Source organism: Streptomyces sp. ATexAB-D23 (genome assembly GCF_000373645.1).
GTDB classification, from domain to species: Bacteria; Actinomycetota; Actinomycetes; order Streptomycetales; family Streptomycetaceae; genus Streptomyces; species Streptomyces castrisilvae.
In genome coordinates this window covers 101866-116387 of sequence record NZ_KB892010.1, presented here as the reverse complement: position 1 = coordinate 116387, position 14522 = coordinate 101866, and the positions used below count along the sequence as shown (strand labels likewise).

Sequence of the window (14522 nt, the reverse complement as noted above, 5' to 3'; positions counted from 1 at the left end):
ACCTCGGCCGGCCCCTCGCCCGCACCGCCTTGAGTCTCCCGTAGCGGGAGACGCGAAGCTGGGTCCATGGACGGCAGCGCGCTCTACTCGATCGGGGAAATCGCCCGGCGGACCGGACTCAGTGTCAAGACCATTCGGTTCTACTCCGATCGCGGCATCGTGACGCCGGCCGACCGCACCCCGGCCGGATACCGCCGCTACACCATCGACGCCGTCGCGCGCCTCGAACTCGTGCGGACCCTGCGGGAACTGGGGATCGATCTGCCGACCATCCGCAAGGTGGCCGATCGGGAACTCCCGCTCCCCGAGGTCGCCGCGGCGCACGCGGACGCCCTGGCCGTCCAGATACGCGTCCTGTTCGAAGCGGGAGATCTGCGGTTGTTTCATCCCACACCGCTGGGCCGGCTCAGCCTGGGACAGCCCGAGTTCGGTGCGCCGGCCGTGGACGAGTCGGCCCAGCTCGCGGGCGAGTGCTGTGGGGGCGTCATGCATGAGCCCCATCCGTGTTCAGGCGGCCCGGGTGACGATGGTGACGGTGGGCTCGTCCCCGGGCGCGAGGTGCATGTCGACGGTGAGGTCCAGGGCTCGCGCCAAGCGCATGATGACGGCGATGGGCGGCAGTTCGGTGGCGGTCTCGATGCCTTCGATCTCGTCGATGGTGGTGTGCATACGTTCGGCCAGGTCGGCCTCGCTCAGACCAAGTTGCTTGCGCCGGTTGTAGACGGCCTTGCCCAGTGTCATGGCCAGGCCTGCTTCCTCATAGACGCGGTCGTACTCAGCGTCGGCGTCGAGGTGTTCGCCGGTCATCCGGCGGTGGCGGCGGGTCCTCCATTCGCTGTGGTTCATCGGTTCTCCCTGAGGTCGCGGCTGTACCGGTCGTGCTCGACTGCTGCCTGATGTTCGGCTTCGCACAGCCGCTGAGCGGCATGGGCACGGTCCACTTCGGCCTTCTCGCGCATCTTGGTCTTGCGGAACACAGTAAGCAGTACGACGCGCCGGTCGGGTGCCAGCCAGTACGTGATGCGCTGGTGGGCGTCACCGAGACGGAAACGCAGCTCGCGGAGCTTGCCGCCCAGGTGACGGGAGTGCGGTTCGTCCAGGGTGGTCGGCTGCTCGGCGAGCAGGTCAGCGACTCGTTCGGCCTGCTTGTAGTGCTGAGCGGGAATGCTCTCCAGCCACAACCGCACCTCCGGCTCGATCTCGATCGAGTACCGCCCGCTGTTCATGACACCCACGATATATGGCAGAGGGTGCGACCGAGTGGCTGGCGATTCTGGCCCTATTGCCGTCGCTGAGCCCAGCCACTCCGAAGCCGTACGCGTACGGACGCGCTGACCCCACCGCCCCACCTCACCTTCGACGCCCCCGGCCGGGGGCGTCGAAGGTGAGGGCCGCGATCGTCGCGTCCGTGTGCGCCCGGACGCGGCGGTAGCGGTCGGTGATCTGCTCCCGGGTCTCCCGCTCGGTCGCCCACATCTCGGCGCCGGCCTGCTCCGGGTCGTCCGACCGGCACCCGCAGCCCCCCGCGCAGCCCGGTTCCGGCCGCGTTTGTCGCCGGTCTCCCGCAGATTTGTCCGCGATCCGTAACAGAGGCATCCTCCGGGCCGCATTCGTATGTCCTCGTGGGGGCAAGGCAGGGCAGGCACGGGACCGGCAGCGGCGGCGAAGTAAAAAGGGGCGGGCGGACATGGCGAAGCACAAGGGACGGGCTTGGCACAGCCGGCTTCTCGCGGCGGCCCTCGGGGTCACGGCGCTGGCCGCGGCCACCTCCGTATGGACCGCGCAGGCCGGCACCGCCGACGGAAAGCAGTCGTCGGCACCCATATCGTCGCCGTCCGCCTCCCACCACCACGACGACGACCGGCCCGCGACCGAGAAGGTCGCGGAGGACATCGCCCACGCCTCGGACCAGGGCGCCAAGGGCGTCAACATCACCATCGACGACGGACCGGACCCCACCTGGACGCCCCAGGTACTGCAACTGCTCAAGGACAAGGGGGTCAAGGCCACGTTCTGCATGGTGGGCACGCAGGCCCAGGCCTACCCGAACCTGGTCAAGGACGTCGTGGCGGCCGGGCACCGCCTCTGCAACCACACCGTCTCGCACGACGTGACCATGGACAAGAAGTCCGAGGCGTACCAGACCAAGGAGATCCTGGACGCCGAGCGGATGATCACCAAGGCCTCGGGCGGCGTCCGGCCGCAGTACTACCGCGCCCCCGGCGGCGCGTTCACCCCGTTCAGCCGCAAGCTCGCCGCCTCGCACGGCATGCGCCCGCTCGGCTGGAACGTCGACACCAAGGACTTCGAGCACCCCGGCGTCGACGCCATCGTCGCCACCGTCAAGAGCGAGATCTCCAACGGACCGACCGTCCTCTTCCACGACGCGGGCGGGGAACGCTCCCAGACCCTCGCCGCGCTGGGCCAGGTTCTGCCCTGGCTGCGCGAGCAGGGGTACTCCTTCGGCTTCCCCGTGCGGTAGACCGCGCGAGGACACCGTCACCGATGAGTTTCCGGCGCTCCCGCCGTCTACCTTTTGACGAAGGGAGCGCACCATGCGCCAGATCATCGTTTCCACGTTCCTGACCCTCGACGGCGTCATGCAGGCACCCGGCGGCACCGACGAGGACCGCGAAAACGGCTTCGAGTGCGGCGGCTGGCAGGTACACGCCTCCGACGAAGAGGTCGGCGAGGCCATCGCCGGCTGGTACGAGGACACCGAGGCCATGCTGCTCGGCCGCAAGACGTACGACATCTTCGCCTCGTACTGGCCGAGCGCAGACCCGGACGACCCGTTCACCGACCGGATGAACAGCATGCACAAGTACGTCGCCTCCCGGACCCTGGCCTCCGTCGAGTGGCAGAACTCCACGCTCCTGGAGGGTGACACCGTCGACGCCGTACGCGCCCTCAAGGCGTCCGACGGCGGCAGCATCAGCGTCGTCGGCAGCGGGGACCTCGCCCAGACCCTCATCCGGCACGGCCTCGTGGACGAGTACCGGCTGACCATCCACCCCGTGATCGTCGGCTCCGGCAAGCGGCTCTTCGCCGACGGCGCGATCCCCACCGCGCTGGAGCCGGTCAGCATCAAGGCGACGAAGGGCGGCACGATCGTCGGCGTCTACCGCCCAGCGGGACGACCCACGTACGACAGCTTCTAGTGCGTGAAGCGGCACTAGCCACCGCAGGGGCAGCGGATCGGGTGTGGCTCCAAGGCGTACAGCTCGTAGGGGACGGTTCCGTTGTCGGTGTGCCGGTCGGATGTGCCGATGCGGGTGAACCCGGCTTTGGCCAGGACGCGGCCGGAAGCGGGGTTGTCGGGGTGGTGCGCGGCCTCCAGCCGGTTGAGGCCGGCGGTGGCGAAGGCTACGGAGACGACCTGCTGCGCGGCCTGGGTGGCGTAGCCGTGGCCCCAGGTGTCTTCGCGGAGGATGTAGCTGATGGTGCCCATGGCGGAGGTTCGTCGCCGCAGGGAGATCAGGCCGATCATCTCGTGTGCGGTGAGGATGCCCCAGCTCCACTGTGCGCGCGGGGTTTCGGCGGCTCGGGCGAGGGCGGTGCGGATCTTCTCGTGGGCCTGGTCGAGCGTGAGGGGTTTGCCGGTGGTGTGCCGGATGGAGGCACCCCTGTAGACGCGGGTGAGGGTGCGTGCGTCGTCGGTGCGCAGGGCGCGCAGCGTCACCATGCGGTGGTCAGTTCCTTCGCGGTGGGCCGGTCGGCGGGGTCGGGGGCCAGGCATGCGGTGATGGTGTCCTCGAACGCGGGGAAGGGCCAGGGCCGGACGTCGCGCAGCGCGGTGGTGGTGCCTTTGGCGATGGCGGCCAGCTTCTCCAGCCGGTCGAGGTCGTTGTCGTAGGAGACGGGGCGGTGGCCGGTCCAGCACCAGAACAGGGAGGCGCCCAGGCTCCAGATGTCGGCGGCCGGGTGTGCCTGGATGTGGGTGTCGGCGGGAGCGGAGAGGATCGCGGTGGCGATCTCGGGGGCGGTGGTGTGGGTGAGGGCTCCCCGGTACGGGATGCGTCGGCGGTCGCCGGGGCCGCACGCGAGGGCGTAGTCGATGACCGCCGCCTGGCCGTCGTTCGTGACGAGGGTGTTGGTGGGCTGGACGTCGGCGTGAGCCCATCCAGCGGTGTGCATCCGGGCGAGGTGCTGTGTCCAGCCGCGGGCGATGCCCGCGAGCCAGGGGCGGACCGCAGCGCGGTCTCCTTCGGGCCCCCGAGCGAGGGCAAGGGCTCGCCACAGGGGTGCGCCGTCGATCCAGTTGACGGCCAGCCACCGGCCGCCCTCCCACGTCCCGGCGCCCGCCCGGTAGTCGGGGCTGATGACGCCGGCGGCCGTGAGGCGAAGAAGGTGGTCGTCCTCCTGTGCCATCTCCGCGGCCTTCTCGTGGGCGTTGTCACCGGCGGGGTTGTTGGCCTTCACGGCAACCGCTCCTCCGGGGCCTTGGACCTTCCAGACCCGGGAGCCGCGCCGGTCGCTCAGGAGCTGGATCGCGGTGGGGTCGCCGGTGTGTCCGGTGAGGAGGGCGACGGCTTCGGTGGGGGGAGGTGGTCCCTGGCCCATGTGCGGATGTCCTTCCACTGGGTGGGGATGTGCTCGAACACGTCGCGTCCGTCGTCCTCGGCCGTGGCGAGCGCGGCGGCCAGGTCGGGGGTCGCGTGCAGGAAGCGAGGGTCGCGGCGGCGGACGGCGGCCCGCACAGGGAGAAACGAGGCGGGCGCGGCCGGAATCGGGTGGCCGACCCCGGTGACTTCCGCTTCTCCGGCGTAGAACTTGCCGAACATCACCCCGACCGGTCCGTAAAGGTTCTTCAACACCCAGTGCGGCCAGGCCAGCAGGCCCCTGTGCCCCGTGCCGGGCACCTCGCCCAGCAGGACGATGTTCTCGCACCGCAGAAGGCCGTGGGGCCGGCTCAGCAAGGGCCGCAGCCACTCCGCTGCTTGGGCGCCCGCGTGGAAGAGCTCCGCCTGGACGGCTTCGGCGTCGCCGTCGGCGCGGTAAACCGTCCAGGTCGTCAGGCCCTGTTGGAGGGAGGGGGCGAGGTAGGGGCAGTGGGCGGTCATCCGGTGTGCGTAGTCACCGATGTCCACGGAGCGCGGTCGGGTGGTGCCGGCCTCAACGAGGCGCAGCGCCCCGTCGGTGGGCCGGGGCGCTGCGCTGCTGCTGGTGGTCACCGGTGGGCGGTCTCCGGCTGGTCGGGCACGAGGTCGCCGTCGCCACCGGCGGGGCCGCAGTCCCACTCGGCGACCACGATGCCGTTCTCCCGGTAGCGGGCGACGGCGTCCTGGTCGACGTTGCCCTCGGCGTCGGTGAACCAGATCTCCGGCAGCGGCCCGTACGCCTCTTCGTAGGCGGTGACCCAGGCGATCGGGCCGTGGCCGTTGTTCGCGACGTGCCGGATCGACTGGCCGGCACTCTCCTGGCACAGGGCCTCGTAGGCCGGGGTGCCGAGCAGGTCGTGCCACGCCTTGTCCACAGCCGGGGAGAACATCTCGGGTGCGCTCTGGCCGTTCTTGAAACGCCGGCCGGTGATGGTCAGGAACCGGCGCAGCTCGGTCGTTGCGGTGCTCATGGTGGTGCCCCTCTCGGTGTCGAGTGGTGCTCGCCCCATCCCGGATGGGAACAGGTGCGGTGCCTGGTGGTGCCGTACGCCGTGCACCCGGAGTCCATTGGTGCGCGTACGAGGCGGGCGTGGCGCTGGGTTCGACGCTACGGATGCCACCGGTCGAGTCTCAACAACGTTGCGGGTAATTGCGGAACTTCACTCCAGGACGTCGATCGCGGCCCGGATGAGGTCGCGGGCTGCGTCGCCGTAGACGGCCATCTTCGCCAGGCCGGTGAACGCCTTGGCGTAGTCGGCCAGCTCGCGCGGCTGCTTGACCTTGATCTCCGCCGTCAGGGTCTCCACTACGGCGGTGGTGTCGTCGTGGAGGTAGAACGCCTCCAGCGGCCACACGGTGCGTTGCGCGGTGAACGGAATGATCCCCAGCGAGACGGAGGCCAGCGGCATCACCGTCAGGAGGTGACGCAGCTGGCCACGCATCGCCCCGGAGTCGGCGGTGCGGTAGCGCAGGACCGCTTCCTCCATGAGGACGACGTAGCGGTGTCCGCCCTCGTAGAGGAACCGGGAGCGGGCGACGCGGGCGGCGACCGCTTCGGCCACGTCGTTGGGGGTGCCCTGGAAGGCGGTGATCTGCTCCATGAGGGCGGTGGCGAAGCCGGGCGTCTGGAAGAAGCCGGGCGGGACGTTGGAGACGTAGACCCGGCAGACGCGGGTCTGTTCGTGCAGGGTGTTCCAGTCCTGCTGGACCTTGCGCATCCCGTCCTTGTGCAGGCGGCGCCACTCCATGTACATGGAGTCGACGGCACGGGCGGTGGCGATGAGGTCGTCGGCCTGGTCGTCCGCGTCGCACGCCGCGCACCAGGCGCGGATGTCCGCGTCGGAGGGCGGCGCGTCGCCCTTCTGGATGCGGGTGGTCTTCGCGGGGTGCCAGCCGCATCGGGTGGAGAGGTCCCTCCCGGTGAGGCCGGCGTCCTTGCGCAGGTGCCTCAAGCGCACGGCCAGCGCCTCACGGGCTGCCTGTGCACTGGACGACGGGGATGCGGTCATGGGGGTGCTCAGGGGCCTAGACGGTGTACTTCTCGTGCGGGATGCCGCGCTCCCACACCGTCTCGAAGGCGGCGTGGCACAGCGCGACGGCGACCGGGTCGGTGGTGCGCTCCTTGCCGTCCGATGCCCAGTCGCCGGTGCCGGTGAAGTGGTGGAACTGCACAAGACGGCCGTCAAGAAGCCAGAAGTCGTTACCGGGCAGCGGAATATCGGAGGCACGGCGGCGGGACAGCCAGCGCACGTCCTCTCCGGCCTGGAGGTTGAGCGGGGTGATGGCGTGCTCGTAGCGGATGTAGTCGGTGACCGGCTCGGAGACGATCCGTGCGCGGCGTATGACCACGCCGCGGGCGACCGCGTCCGTCACGAGCGGCATCCACTGGGGCCAGAACGAGCGGGCGGGGTCGAGGTTGGGGACGCCGGTGCGCAGGAAGGCGGCGTAGTCGTCCGTCTCGTCGCCGACGGAGTACAGGTCGCGCATCTCCAGGTGGAACGCCGTGTGGTGGGTGTCGGCGAGCAGCTCAGCGAACGTCGCGGTGTTCAGCTGCTGCGCGTTCAGCGGCATCGCACGCCTCCTTGAGAATCTGCACCATGCGGAACGGAAACCGAATCACCCGCTCATGCGGCGGGATACCCGTCTTGTGGCCGGCCACCCACTCGGTGGAGTCGACCAGGGCCTTGAGGAGGGCATCGGCTTCCTCACCCTGGAGGACCAGGTCCGCGCTCTCCTCTTCCACCCACACCGTCGGTGATCCCTCGCCGCCGGTGTTCGGGTCGATCCCGACGAACCGTAACGTCATCACGTACTCCCCTTAGGTCGGGTTGCGCGTAGTTGCGAAGACCGTCCCGTAGGCCGGGACCGGTGTCAAAGGCGCGTCCGGGAGTGGGCACGGGCTGCGGATCGGCACGAAGTCTCCGGAATGCTCGGCACGCCGCGTCCGGCCAGTGACGACCTTGACGCCCAGATGTGGTTCTCGGTGGTCACCGACGCCCCGGACTGCTCCGGGAAACGCAACGTCACGGCATGAACGTTCAGCCGGCGAGCGACGCCCGGCGCCGGCGGACCGGGCACGGTACGCGACAACTCCAGCTCGACGGAGGTCGCGAAGGTCGACGCCCAGCGAGCGGACAGCCGACCCGCCTGCGCCCCGTCGATGACGAAGTGCACCGCGCGGACGTTGTCGGGCCGCAACTCGTGTGCGTACAGGGCCATCAGCGTGGCCAGATCCAACGTCTCGACCAGGACGAACACCTGGTGGTGCTGTGTACGCGGCCGGTCGGCGCCCTTGGGAAGCCGCCCGAGAGCGGCGGCCTCGCGCCAGTACTCGCGGTTGATCGAAGTTCTCCCGGGCCACCACGTAGGATCCGCCGGCCCGGGTGTAGATCGAGACGACATCGCTGTAACGGAGCGTCAGAAACAGCAGGACCGCGAGGCTCGCCCCGGTCACCGGCATCACCAGAGTGAAGGCCGCCGCCCCGACCACCGGCATCAGGACCCTCAGCATCTCCTCCGAGCCATAGGCCGACGAGCTGATGCAGTCGGAAGCGAGCACGTCGAGGGCCGTCCGGTTGCTCAGCTTCTCCTCGCCGACGCGTTCGGTGGTGAGCGGCTTGCCGAGAAGCCGCCGCTTGACCCGGTACACCGGTCGTTCGATGGTCATACGGCCATGAGACCCACTGGCCGCCCGGAAGGCGGGCCAGCACCGCCGCCGGGCCCGCGAACATCCCCCCGGCGGCCCCGGTCGGCCCTGCGCCGGGCCCTGCCCCGGCTGCGCGCGAGGGACCGCTCCCTCGGCCTCCCCGTGTACCGAGCCGCACTTCCCGCTTCGCTCAACCCTCACCATTGCAAACGCAGTTGGACCACTAGCTCACGTTTCCCTCAAGTCCATGGCCTGCTTCCGCCGGTCACGCATAGTCTCCCACCGAGGCCTGAGAAGTCAGGCCGTCTTTGCACTGGCAGATGTCAGTGAAACGGGAGGAAGTACATTGAAGAAGCGGATCGTCCAGGGCGTGGCAATCGGTACTGCCGCGCTCGGTCTCATCGTCGCTTCCGGCACCGCGGCCCAGGCCGCTCAGACCGGCAAGGGGAAGGCGTACGGCGGCTGCACCAATTCCGTCACGCTCTGGCGCAAGGGCTCCACGGTGTACGCCAACGCCAAGATGACGTGCAAGAAGAAGGGGCTCATCCTGCGCCCCACGGTGGCGCTGTCCGGGAACAACGGGAAGACGTTCAAGTCGAACGGAAAGGCGTGCCGCAAGGCGAAGACCTGCACCACGCCCACCGTTTCCGTGAAGGCGACCAAGGGATGGACCTACCGCGCGTCGAATTCCGGAAACGCCACGCTCGCCATTCTGGGCGTGGACGACTACTTCTGGCCCACGTCGAGCGTCGCCCACACCACGTACAAGGCGAAGAGCTGAATACGCGTTTGCTTCCGTGACGGCCTGCCGATTTCTCCGGCAGGCCGTTCCGGCTTTCCCGTGGACGACCACGGCCGCCGTGACGACTGCGGCCTCAGCGGGCTCCGCTTCCCCCGCTCAGCAGCCCCGCCCCGTCGGGCCGGAGAACCGACCGGCTTCTCGGGGCCCGCAGCTCGCACCACACCGTCTTGCTGTACGGGGCCTGCTCCACGCCCCAGCGCATGGCCACGGCGTCCACCAACTGGAGCCCGCGCCCCGACGTACCCTCCGGCCCCGCCTCCCGGAGCGCCGGCCACACGGTCGGCGCGGGGTCGCTCAGTGCGACCCGTACCCGCCCCGTGTGCGTGGCGCTCACTCGTAACGTCACCGGCGTGCGCTCCCCCACATGCGTGATCACGTTCGTCAGCAACTCGCAGACGCACAACACGAGATCGCCCGCGTCGTCGCCCGCGAACCGCGCCCGCAGTATCCGCCGCACCTCCGGCACCGCCCGGGGGACCGCCAGGAACTCCCACGTCAGCGGCAGCCCGCTCATCCCCCCGCCGCCTCGCGCAGCACCTCGGCCAGCCGGCGGGCGGTCTCCGCGTTGCAGTTACCGAGCGCGACGAGAGGCGGCCTGGTGGTCCAGCCGGCGAGCGTCAGCGGGTCAACTCCGAGTGACGGCAGCGTGATTTCGTGCGCCTTGAGCGCCGCGCGCAGTGCGTCGATGTCGGGGCCGATGTCGTACGGGGCATGGTCCATGAGGGCCGTCCACCTTTCGGTTGCTTGCTGTGACGAACACCTCACACGCTGCCGCATGGACCTCTACCTTGAAAGGGGATTCCGCTCCACGGATATGCATGTGAAAGGCGGTCAGCGGTGGCCACACGCAAGGAGATCGACGGCTCGGCGGGGGTCCCGCAGTTCTACGGGAAGGAGCTCCGCTTCAAGAGGGAGGAGGCGGGCCTGACCCTGGAGGGGCTGACAGAGGGCAGCTTCTTCAGCATCACGTTCCTGAGCGAGGTCGAGCACGGCAACCGCCGGATGCCGCCGGAGCTTGCACAGCATGTGGACCGCGTACTGCGGACGGACGGGTTTTTCAGGCGCCGTTGTGAAGATGTACGCAAGGCCAAGCAAGGGGCCCACTCTGCGTACTTCGCCGGAGTCGTAGAGGCCGAGAAGCGGGCACGGGCGATCTGTGAGTGGTCCGGCACCCTGATTCCGGGGCTGCTTCAGACCGGGGCGTACGCCGAAGCCGTCATCCGTTCCGCCCACACACTGGACACACCTGAAGAGGTGGAAGCCAAGATCCAGGGACGGTTGCAGCGGGCCAAACTCTTCGAGGAGCCCAAGAAACCCGAGTACTGGGTGATCCTGCACGAGTCCCTACTGCGCCATCCCATCATCCCGTCTGCGGAAATGGCCCAGCAGTTGGACCACATCGCCGACCTGGTGCGGCGGCGTCGCATCGTTCTGCAAGTCCTCCCATGGGACGGCCCCACCCGGGCCCTCACAGACCTGCCGCTCTTCCTCATGGACTTCGACGATGAGCCTCCGCTCGTCTACACGGAGGGGCCCTACCACGGCCAGACCATCGATGATCCAGGACTCGTTAAGCAGTACATCAGGGCCTACGATCGCTTGAGGGCTGCCGCACTGCCGCCAGAGGCATCCCTCACCTTGATCGAAAAGGCGGCTGAGGAGTACCGGCATGGCCAGCACGGATCTTGATCTCAGCGCTGCGACCTGGCGCAAGAGCAGTCACAGCAATGGCGATGGCGGGAACTGCCTCGAAGTGGCACAGAACTTCGCCAGTTGGCGCAAGAGCAGCTACAGCAACGCCAGCGGCGGCGACTGCCTCGAAGTGGCCGACGGCCACCCCGGTCTCGTCCCCGTCCGGGACTCCAAGCGGCCCGACGGGCCCGCGCTCATCCTGGGCGCCGCCGCCTGGGCGCCCTTCATCGAGAGCGTCAAGGCCGCCTGACGCAACAGCCACCACGCAGACAGAGCGCGCCCGGTCCGACCGGGCGCGCTCTTCTCGGTCCTGGCCCCATCGCGGAACACACCGCTGCCAACACACGCCCTTCCCCGGCGTGTTCGCCTTCCTTTATCAGGTCATGCGGCGATTGGATGAGGATTGATCCACTCCGCCCCTCCTCAACGCGCCCCGAAGGCCCCCGTCCACTGGTACGGGACCGCCCCTTCGTTCCAGGGCGCTCCTCGGGGCTCGACCTCATCTCCAAGGAGCACAGCCGCATGTCAGAGCTGCCGAAGCGCAACGTCACCGGTCCCGTCAGCTCACGGCCGGTCAAGCCCCTTCGAAGCAACGACGCGGCGAACCTCGATTCCGCCCGCGCCGCACTGGCTCGCGCCATGGCGGCGCAGCGCGCCGAGAACGCCGAGAAGGAGGCGGGCCGGAGCGCACCGGCGCAGGGCCCCGCGGGCCCCGGTGCCACGCAGCCGCCCGCGGAGTCGGCTCATGAGATATCACCGGCCGCCGCCCCTCGTCGTCGCCGGGCGTTCCCGCGACGGGCGCGCATCCTGGCCGCGGTGGTCGCGGTGGTGGCCGTTGCCGTCGCCGCGGGTGTGGCCGTTACGGCCGGCAGGGGCTCCGACGGTGCCGGCCGCCGGGCCGACGCGCCCGCCGAGGGTCCCGTACGGCCCGACGGCGAGGCCGAGGGAGCCGGGGACCGTTCGCCACTGCCGGGGGCTTCGACGGCGGAGCAGTCGGCGTCCCCCACCGCCGCCCCGTCCGCCACCACCTCCCCGTCATCGAGCACGGAGCCCCGGAGCACGCCCGATCCGGGCAGGAGCACCACCCCCGCCGGGTCCGGGGCGTCGTCGGACGCGGAAGGCACCGGAACGGACGGCGCCGGGAAACCGGCCACCGGCAAGGGCGGCGGTTCAAACGAGGTCCACGGATTCCCGCTGGCCGTCGAGGCGTCGGGCAAGTGCCTGACCGGCGCGGGCTCGGGGTCGCAGCTCGTGGCGTCCGCCTGCGACGGCTCGTCCGGCCAGTCCTGGAGTCCCGGGGCCGACGGCAGTCTGCGGCAGGGCGGACTCTGCGCGACGCTCACCGGAACCGAGGACCGCACTCCGGTCGTCCTGAGCGGCTGCACCGGGGCTTCCGCGCAGCGCGTCAGCCTTTCCGGTACGGCGCTGCTGTCCGCGTCCACCGGAAAGTGCCTGGATCTCTTCGGAGGGGCGAGCGGCTCGCAGATCGTGCTCTGGGAGTGCAACGGCCGTGACAACCAGCGCTGGCACGCCGCCTGACCGCCGCGTGACACCGCTGAGCCCCCACCCAGCCATCTCGACGTCGGAGTCGTCGGAGTCGTCGGAGTCGGAGTCGGGCTCGGACTCGGATCCGTACTGCTGGTTCTCGTCAGCCCGGCGTCCGCCGTTGTCCAGTAGCCGCCGGGTCCCGTCCGGAAGGCCGGCTCGTGCGCTTCTTGTCGTCGAGCGGGACTCCGGATCGCGGGTCATGCGCTTTTCAAGGGATCCGGTCGGTACCGCCAGAAGGCCGGTACCGCGAGGGCGAGGACCACGACGGCGACGACTACGAGCAGTCCCCCGCCGAACGTGGCCGAGCGCGCGCCCGCCGCCTCGCCCACGGTGCCGTGCAGGAGATCGGCGAGGCGCGGGCCGCCCGCGACGACGACGGTGAAGACGCCCTGCGTCCGGCCGCGCATCTCGTCCGTGGCCTCGGTCTGGAGAATGACACCGCGGAACACCATGGAGATCATGTCGGCGGCTCCCGCGAGCGCGAGCATGAGGGCCGCGAGCCACAGCGAGTGCGCGAGGCCGAGACCCGCGACGGCGAGGCCCCACCCGACGATCGAGAGAACGACCATCATGCCGTGCCTGCGGATGTGTGAGTAGAGCCCCGAGAAGACGCCGCACAACAGTGCGCCGACGGGCAGCGCCGCGTAGAGCACGCCGAGCGCGGCATCGCCGCCGAAGTACGAGTGCGCCATCTCGGGAAAGAGGGCGCGTGGCATCCCGAGCACCATCGCGGCGATGTCGGCGAGGAAGGAGACGAGGAGGAGCTTGCGCGGCCAGAGGTAGCGGAAGCCGTCGAAGATGTCCGTGAGCCGGGCGCGACGCGCGGTGACCTTGAGCGGCGGCAGCGGCGGCAGCTTCCACACCGCCCGCAGCGTGATGACGAGCGCGAGCGTGTCTATGAGGTAGAGCGTGGAGATGCCGAGGACGGGGGCGAGCGCCCCTGCGAGCAGCGGGCCGAGGATCTGTCCGAACTGCGCGACGGTGGAGGTGAGCGCGGTCGCGGCGGGGAGTTGCGCCTCGGGGACGAGGCGTGCGACGGAGGCGGTGCGGGTCGGGGAGTTGATGCCGAAGAGGGCCTGTTGGAAGGCGAGCAGGACGAAGAGCACCGTGACGGACTGCATCCCGAGGGCGGCCTGCACCCAGAAGAGGAGCGAGGTGACAGCGATGCCGGCGTTGCTGAAGAGCAGCAGCGTGCGGCGGTCACGCAGGTCGGCGATGGCACCGCCCCACAGTGCGAAGACGATGAGCGGCACGAGTGCCACGGCTCCGGCGACACCGACGAGGGCGGAGGATCCCGTGTCCTCGTAGATCTGGAGCGGGACGGCGACCGCGGTGAGCTGGCTGCCGATCGCGGTGACGATGGTGGAGGACCACAAGCGGCGGAAGGGCTTGATCCGCAGCGGCGTGGTGTCGACGGTGAAGCGTCTGCGGCGCTGGGCGATGCCGGGGGGCGCGGACTCGGGGTCCTCGGTCTTCGCGGTGGGCTGGGGGGCATTGTCGGCCACCGGGGACTCCGATTCCCGGCAGGCAACGGCCCTCGTATATCGACGCGCCGCCTCCTGCCGTGTCATTGCGGGCAGAAAGGTGTGACGCGTTGATTGACGTTAACGCCTACGGTCGCGGGTCCCGGCGCGGGAGATTCCTTTGGGGGTCTCCGTCAAGGCGCATGAGCCGCACGGTGCGAATTTAGCCGGGCGCCAGAGACCGGTCAACCTGAGGTTGATGTCGGGGCGGTCACAGGAGTTCCGTGATGGCCTGACCGCCCGCAGCAACTGAGAACGGCAACTCTTCATGGATCCACGGCCGGCGGAGCAGGGCCCCAGGCCCACGAGAGCAAGGCAGGGTGACCCGAGAGGAGTTCGCGGGGTGACGTCCATCTGCGGCTGAGGCTGAGGCAAGGGCGGCTGTCGGGGCCCGCCGAGGCGGCCCCTCGGGCAGCGCGAAGGGGCGCGCCCGGTGGTGGTCCGGGCGCGCCCCTCGGCGCGTAAGGCAGCCGTCGACCGGTCAACGGTCGAAGCGCTCCCGCATGTCGTCCGCAGCGCCCTGCGCACGGTCGCGGCCCTGCTCCGCCGTGTTGCGGGCCTTGTCGCGGCCCTCGCCGCCCTTGCGGTCCTTCGACTGCTTCTGACCCTGGTCCTGCGCCGCGCTCTTCGCCTGGTCGGCGAGGTCCTTGGCCTTGTCCTTGAACTGGTCGGCGATGCCCATGCTGTTCACTCCTATGTGGTGCGTGGGG

General features: G+C 69.7%; 21 protein-coding genes and 2 pseudogenes. 7 read left to right on the top strand and 16 right to left on the bottom strand.

Annotated elements, in window-relative coordinates:
* Positions 1-66 precede the first annotated feature (66 nt).
* Positions 67-357 (top strand): annotated as a pseudogene (locus tag B082_RS37900) (MerR family transcriptional regulator); the annotation flags it as partial.
* Positions 358-507: 150 nt separating this feature from the next.
* Here B082_RS37900 and B082_RS0111580 read toward each other — a convergent pair.
* From B082_RS0111580 to B082_RS40225, 3 genes are all read right to left on the bottom strand, one after another.
* Positions 508-669, bottom strand: coding sequence for a hypothetical protein (locus B082_RS0111580; protein ID WP_324608499.1), 162 nt, complete (start codon positions 667-669; stop codon positions 508-510).
* Between the two features lie 173 nt (positions 670-842).
* Positions 843-1226, bottom strand: a complete 384-nt coding sequence (locus tag B082_RS0111575; protein WP_018551959.1) for a type II toxin-antitoxin system RelE/ParE family toxin — start codon at positions 1224-1226, stop codon at positions 843-845.
* Positions 1227-1350: 124 nt separating this feature from the next.
* On the bottom strand, positions 1351-1476 hold the full coding sequence (locus tag B082_RS40225) for a hypothetical protein (RefSeq protein ID WP_018551958.1): 126 nt from the start codon (positions 1474-1476) through the stop codon (positions 1351-1353).
* 211 nt (positions 1477-1687) lie between these two features.
* Between B082_RS40225 and B082_RS0111565 the strand changes: the two genes are divergently transcribed.
* Positions 1688-2482, top strand: coding sequence for a polysaccharide deacetylase family protein (locus B082_RS0111565; RefSeq protein ID WP_018551957.1), 795 nt, complete (start codon positions 1688-1690; stop codon positions 2480-2482).
* A 73-nt stretch (positions 2483-2555) separates the two neighbouring features.
* Positions 2556-3161: a dihydrofolate reductase family protein gene (locus tag B082_RS0111560; protein ID WP_018551956.1), complete on the top strand. Its 606-nt coding sequence runs from the start codon at positions 2556-2558 to the stop codon at positions 3159-3161.
* A gap of 14 nt (positions 3162-3175) precedes the next feature.
* On the opposite strand, the gene B082_RS0111555 is transcribed toward B082_RS0111560, so the two are convergent.
* The 9 genes and pseudogenes from B082_RS0111555 to B082_RS39815 form a co-directional block, all read right to left on the bottom strand.
* Positions 3176-3685 (bottom strand): GNAT family N-acetyltransferase, encoded by a 510-nt coding sequence (locus B082_RS0111555; protein WP_018551955.1) that lies wholly within the window; start codon positions 3683-3685, stop codon positions 3176-3178.
* Entirely contained in the window at positions 3679-4563 is an 885-nt protein-coding gene (locus B082_RS0111550; protein WP_026249678.1) for a protein kinase domain-containing protein, read from the bottom strand. The genes B082_RS0111555 and B082_RS0111550 overlap by 7 nt, the downstream gene beginning before the upstream one ends.
* Positions 4479-5174 (bottom strand): DUF6875 domain-containing protein, encoded by a 696-nt coding sequence (locus tag B082_RS0111545; RefSeq protein WP_018551953.1) that lies wholly within the window; start codon positions 5172-5174, stop codon positions 4479-4481. The genes B082_RS0111550 and B082_RS0111545 overlap by 85 nt, the downstream gene beginning before the upstream one ends.
* Positions 5171-5572 carry a hypothetical protein gene (locus B082_RS0111540; protein WP_018551952.1) on the bottom strand — a complete coding sequence of 134 codons (402 nt, stop codon included), beginning with the start codon at positions 5570-5572 and terminating at the stop codon, positions 5171-5173. The genes B082_RS0111545 and B082_RS0111540 overlap by 4 nt, the downstream gene beginning before the upstream one ends.
* Positions 5573-5761: 189 nt before the next feature.
* Positions 5762-6610: a helix-turn-helix domain-containing protein gene (locus B082_RS0111535; protein ID WP_026249677.1), complete on the bottom strand. Its 849-nt coding sequence runs from the start codon at positions 6608-6610 to the stop codon at positions 5762-5764.
* A 16-nt stretch (positions 6611-6626) separates the two neighbouring features.
* Positions 6627-7172, bottom strand: coding sequence for a DUF6879 family protein (locus tag B082_RS0111530; protein ID WP_018551950.1), 546 nt, complete (start codon positions 7170-7172; stop codon positions 6627-6629).
* Positions 7129-7407, bottom strand: coding sequence for a hypothetical protein (locus B082_RS0111525; protein WP_018551949.1), 279 nt, complete (start codon positions 7405-7407; stop codon positions 7129-7131). Before B082_RS0111525 ends, B082_RS0111530 begins: the two co-directional genes overlap by 44 nt.
* Positions 7408-7472: 65 nt before the next feature.
* The gene (locus B082_RS39450; protein WP_018551948.1) at positions 7473-7859 is read right to left on the bottom strand and encodes a hypothetical protein; all 387 of its coding nucleotides are present in this window, start codon (positions 7857-7859) and stop codon (positions 7473-7475) included.
* A gap of 85 nt (positions 7860-7944) precedes the next feature.
* A pseudogene (locus tag B082_RS39815) lies at positions 7945-8268 on the bottom strand (DNA-binding protein); the annotation flags it as partial.
* A gap of 349 nt (positions 8269-8617) precedes the next feature.
* Here B082_RS39815 and B082_RS0111515 point away from each other — a divergent pair.
* On the top strand, positions 8618-9028 hold the full coding sequence (locus tag B082_RS0111515; protein WP_158688865.1) for a hypothetical protein: 411 nt from the start codon (positions 8618-8620) through the stop codon (positions 9026-9028).
* A gap of 94 nt (positions 9029-9122) precedes the next feature.
* Here B082_RS0111515 and B082_RS0111510 read toward each other — a convergent pair whose 3' ends face one another.
* Complete coding sequence (locus B082_RS0111510) at positions 9123-9563, bottom strand: ATP-binding protein (RefSeq protein WP_018551946.1); 441 nt, start codon at positions 9561-9563, stop codon at positions 9123-9125.
* Positions 9560-9769 carry a hypothetical protein gene (locus tag B082_RS0111505; RefSeq protein ID WP_018551945.1) on the bottom strand — a complete coding sequence of 70 codons (210 nt, stop codon included), beginning with the start codon at positions 9767-9769 and terminating at the stop codon, positions 9560-9562. The genes B082_RS0111510 and B082_RS0111505 overlap by 4 nt, the downstream gene beginning before the upstream one ends.
* 117 nt (positions 9770-9886) lie before the next feature.
* Here B082_RS0111505 and B082_RS0111500 point away from each other — a divergent pair, with 117 nt between their 5' ends.
* The 3 genes from B082_RS0111500 (at position 9887) to B082_RS35990 (ending at position 12280) form a co-directional block, all read left to right on the top strand.
* On the top strand, positions 9887-10738 hold the full coding sequence (locus B082_RS0111500) for a helix-turn-helix domain-containing protein (protein ID WP_018551944.1): 852 nt from the start codon (positions 9887-9889) through the stop codon (positions 10736-10738).
* Positions 10719-10991: a DUF397 domain-containing protein gene (locus tag B082_RS0111495; RefSeq protein ID WP_078622555.1), complete on the top strand. Its 273-nt coding sequence runs from the start codon at positions 10719-10721 to the stop codon at positions 10989-10991. Before B082_RS0111500 ends, B082_RS0111495 begins: the two co-directional genes overlap by 20 nt.
* A gap of 272 nt (positions 10992-11263) precedes the next feature.
* Positions 11264-12280, top strand: a complete 1017-nt coding sequence (locus B082_RS35990; protein ID WP_018551942.1) for an RICIN domain-containing protein — start codon at positions 11264-11266, stop codon at positions 12278-12280.
* A gap of 206 nt (positions 12281-12486) precedes the next feature.
* Here B082_RS35990 and B082_RS0111485 read toward each other — a convergent pair whose 3' ends face one another.
* Together B082_RS0111485 and B082_RS0111480 are read right to left on the bottom strand one after the other, a co-directional pair.
* On the bottom strand, positions 12487-13794 hold the full coding sequence (locus B082_RS0111485) for an MFS transporter (protein ID WP_018551941.1): 1308 nt from the start codon (positions 13792-13794) through the stop codon (positions 12487-12489).
* 499 nt (positions 13795-14293) lie between these two features.
* Positions 14294-14494 carry a hypothetical protein gene (locus B082_RS0111480; protein ID WP_018551940.1) on the bottom strand — a complete coding sequence of 67 codons (201 nt, stop codon included), beginning with the start codon at positions 14492-14494 and terminating at the stop codon, positions 14294-14296.
* Between the last annotated feature and the right edge of the window lie 28 nt (positions 14495-14522).

What these genes read in the sequence shown, in the direction of transcription:
- B082_RS0111580 (WP_324608499.1), bottom strand. Translation starts at nt 669, where the DNA reads ATGCACACCACCATCGACGAGATCGAAGGCATCGAGACCGCCACCGAA.
- B082_RS0111575 (WP_018551959.1), bottom strand. Translation starts at nt 1,226, where the DNA reads ATGAACAGCGGGCGGTACTCGATCGAGATCGAGCCGGAGGTGCGGTTG.
- B082_RS40225 (WP_018551958.1), bottom strand. Translation starts at nt 1,476, where the DNA reads ATGTGGGCGACCGAGCGGGAGACCCGGGAGCAGATCACCGACCGCTAC.
- B082_RS0111565 (WP_018551957.1), top strand. Translation starts at nt 1,688, where the DNA reads ATGGCGAAGCACAAGGGACGGGCTTGGCACAGCCGGCTTCTCGCGGCG.
- B082_RS0111560 (WP_018551956.1), top strand. Translation starts at nt 2,556, where the DNA reads ATGCGCCAGATCATCGTTTCCACGTTCCTGACCCTCGACGGCGTCATG.
- B082_RS0111555 (WP_018551955.1), bottom strand. Translation starts at nt 3,685, where the DNA reads ATGGTGACGCTGCGCGCCCTGCGCACCGACGACGCACGCACCCTCACC.
- B082_RS0111550 (WP_026249678.1), bottom strand. Translation starts at nt 4,563, where the DNA reads ATGGGCCAGGGACCACCTCCCCCCACCGAAGCCGTCGCCCTCCTCACC.
- B082_RS0111540 (WP_018551952.1), bottom strand. Translation starts at nt 5,572, where the DNA reads ATGAGCACCGCAACGACCGAGCTGCGCCGGTTCCTGACCATCACCGGC.
- B082_RS0111535 (WP_026249677.1), bottom strand. Translation starts at nt 6,610, where the DNA reads ATGACCGCATCCCCGTCGTCCAGTGCACAGGCAGCCCGTGAGGCGCTG.
- B082_RS0111530 (WP_018551950.1), bottom strand. Translation starts at nt 7,172, where the DNA reads ATGCCGCTGAACGCGCAGCAGCTGAACACCGCGACGTTCGCTGAGCTG.
- B082_RS0111525 (WP_018551949.1), bottom strand. Translation starts at nt 7,407, where the DNA reads ATGACGTTACGGTTCGTCGGGATCGACCCGAACACCGGCGGCGAGGGA.
- B082_RS0111510 (WP_018551946.1), bottom strand. Translation starts at nt 9,563, where the DNA reads ATGAGCGGGCTGCCGCTGACGTGGGAGTTCCTGGCGGTCCCCCGGGCG.
- B082_RS0111505 (WP_018551945.1), bottom strand. Translation starts at nt 9,769, where the DNA reads ATGGACCATGCCCCGTACGACATCGGCCCCGACATCGACGCACTGCGC.
- B082_RS0111495 (WP_078622555.1), top strand. Translation starts at nt 10,719, where the DNA reads ATGGCCAGCACGGATCTTGATCTCAGCGCTGCGACCTGGCGCAAGAGC.
- B082_RS35990 (WP_018551942.1), top strand. Translation starts at nt 11,264, where the DNA reads ATGTCAGAGCTGCCGAAGCGCAACGTCACCGGTCCCGTCAGCTCACGG.
- B082_RS0111480 (WP_018551940.1), bottom strand. Translation starts at nt 14,494, where the DNA reads ATGGGCATCGCCGACCAGTTCAAGGACAAGGCCAAGGACCTCGCCGAC.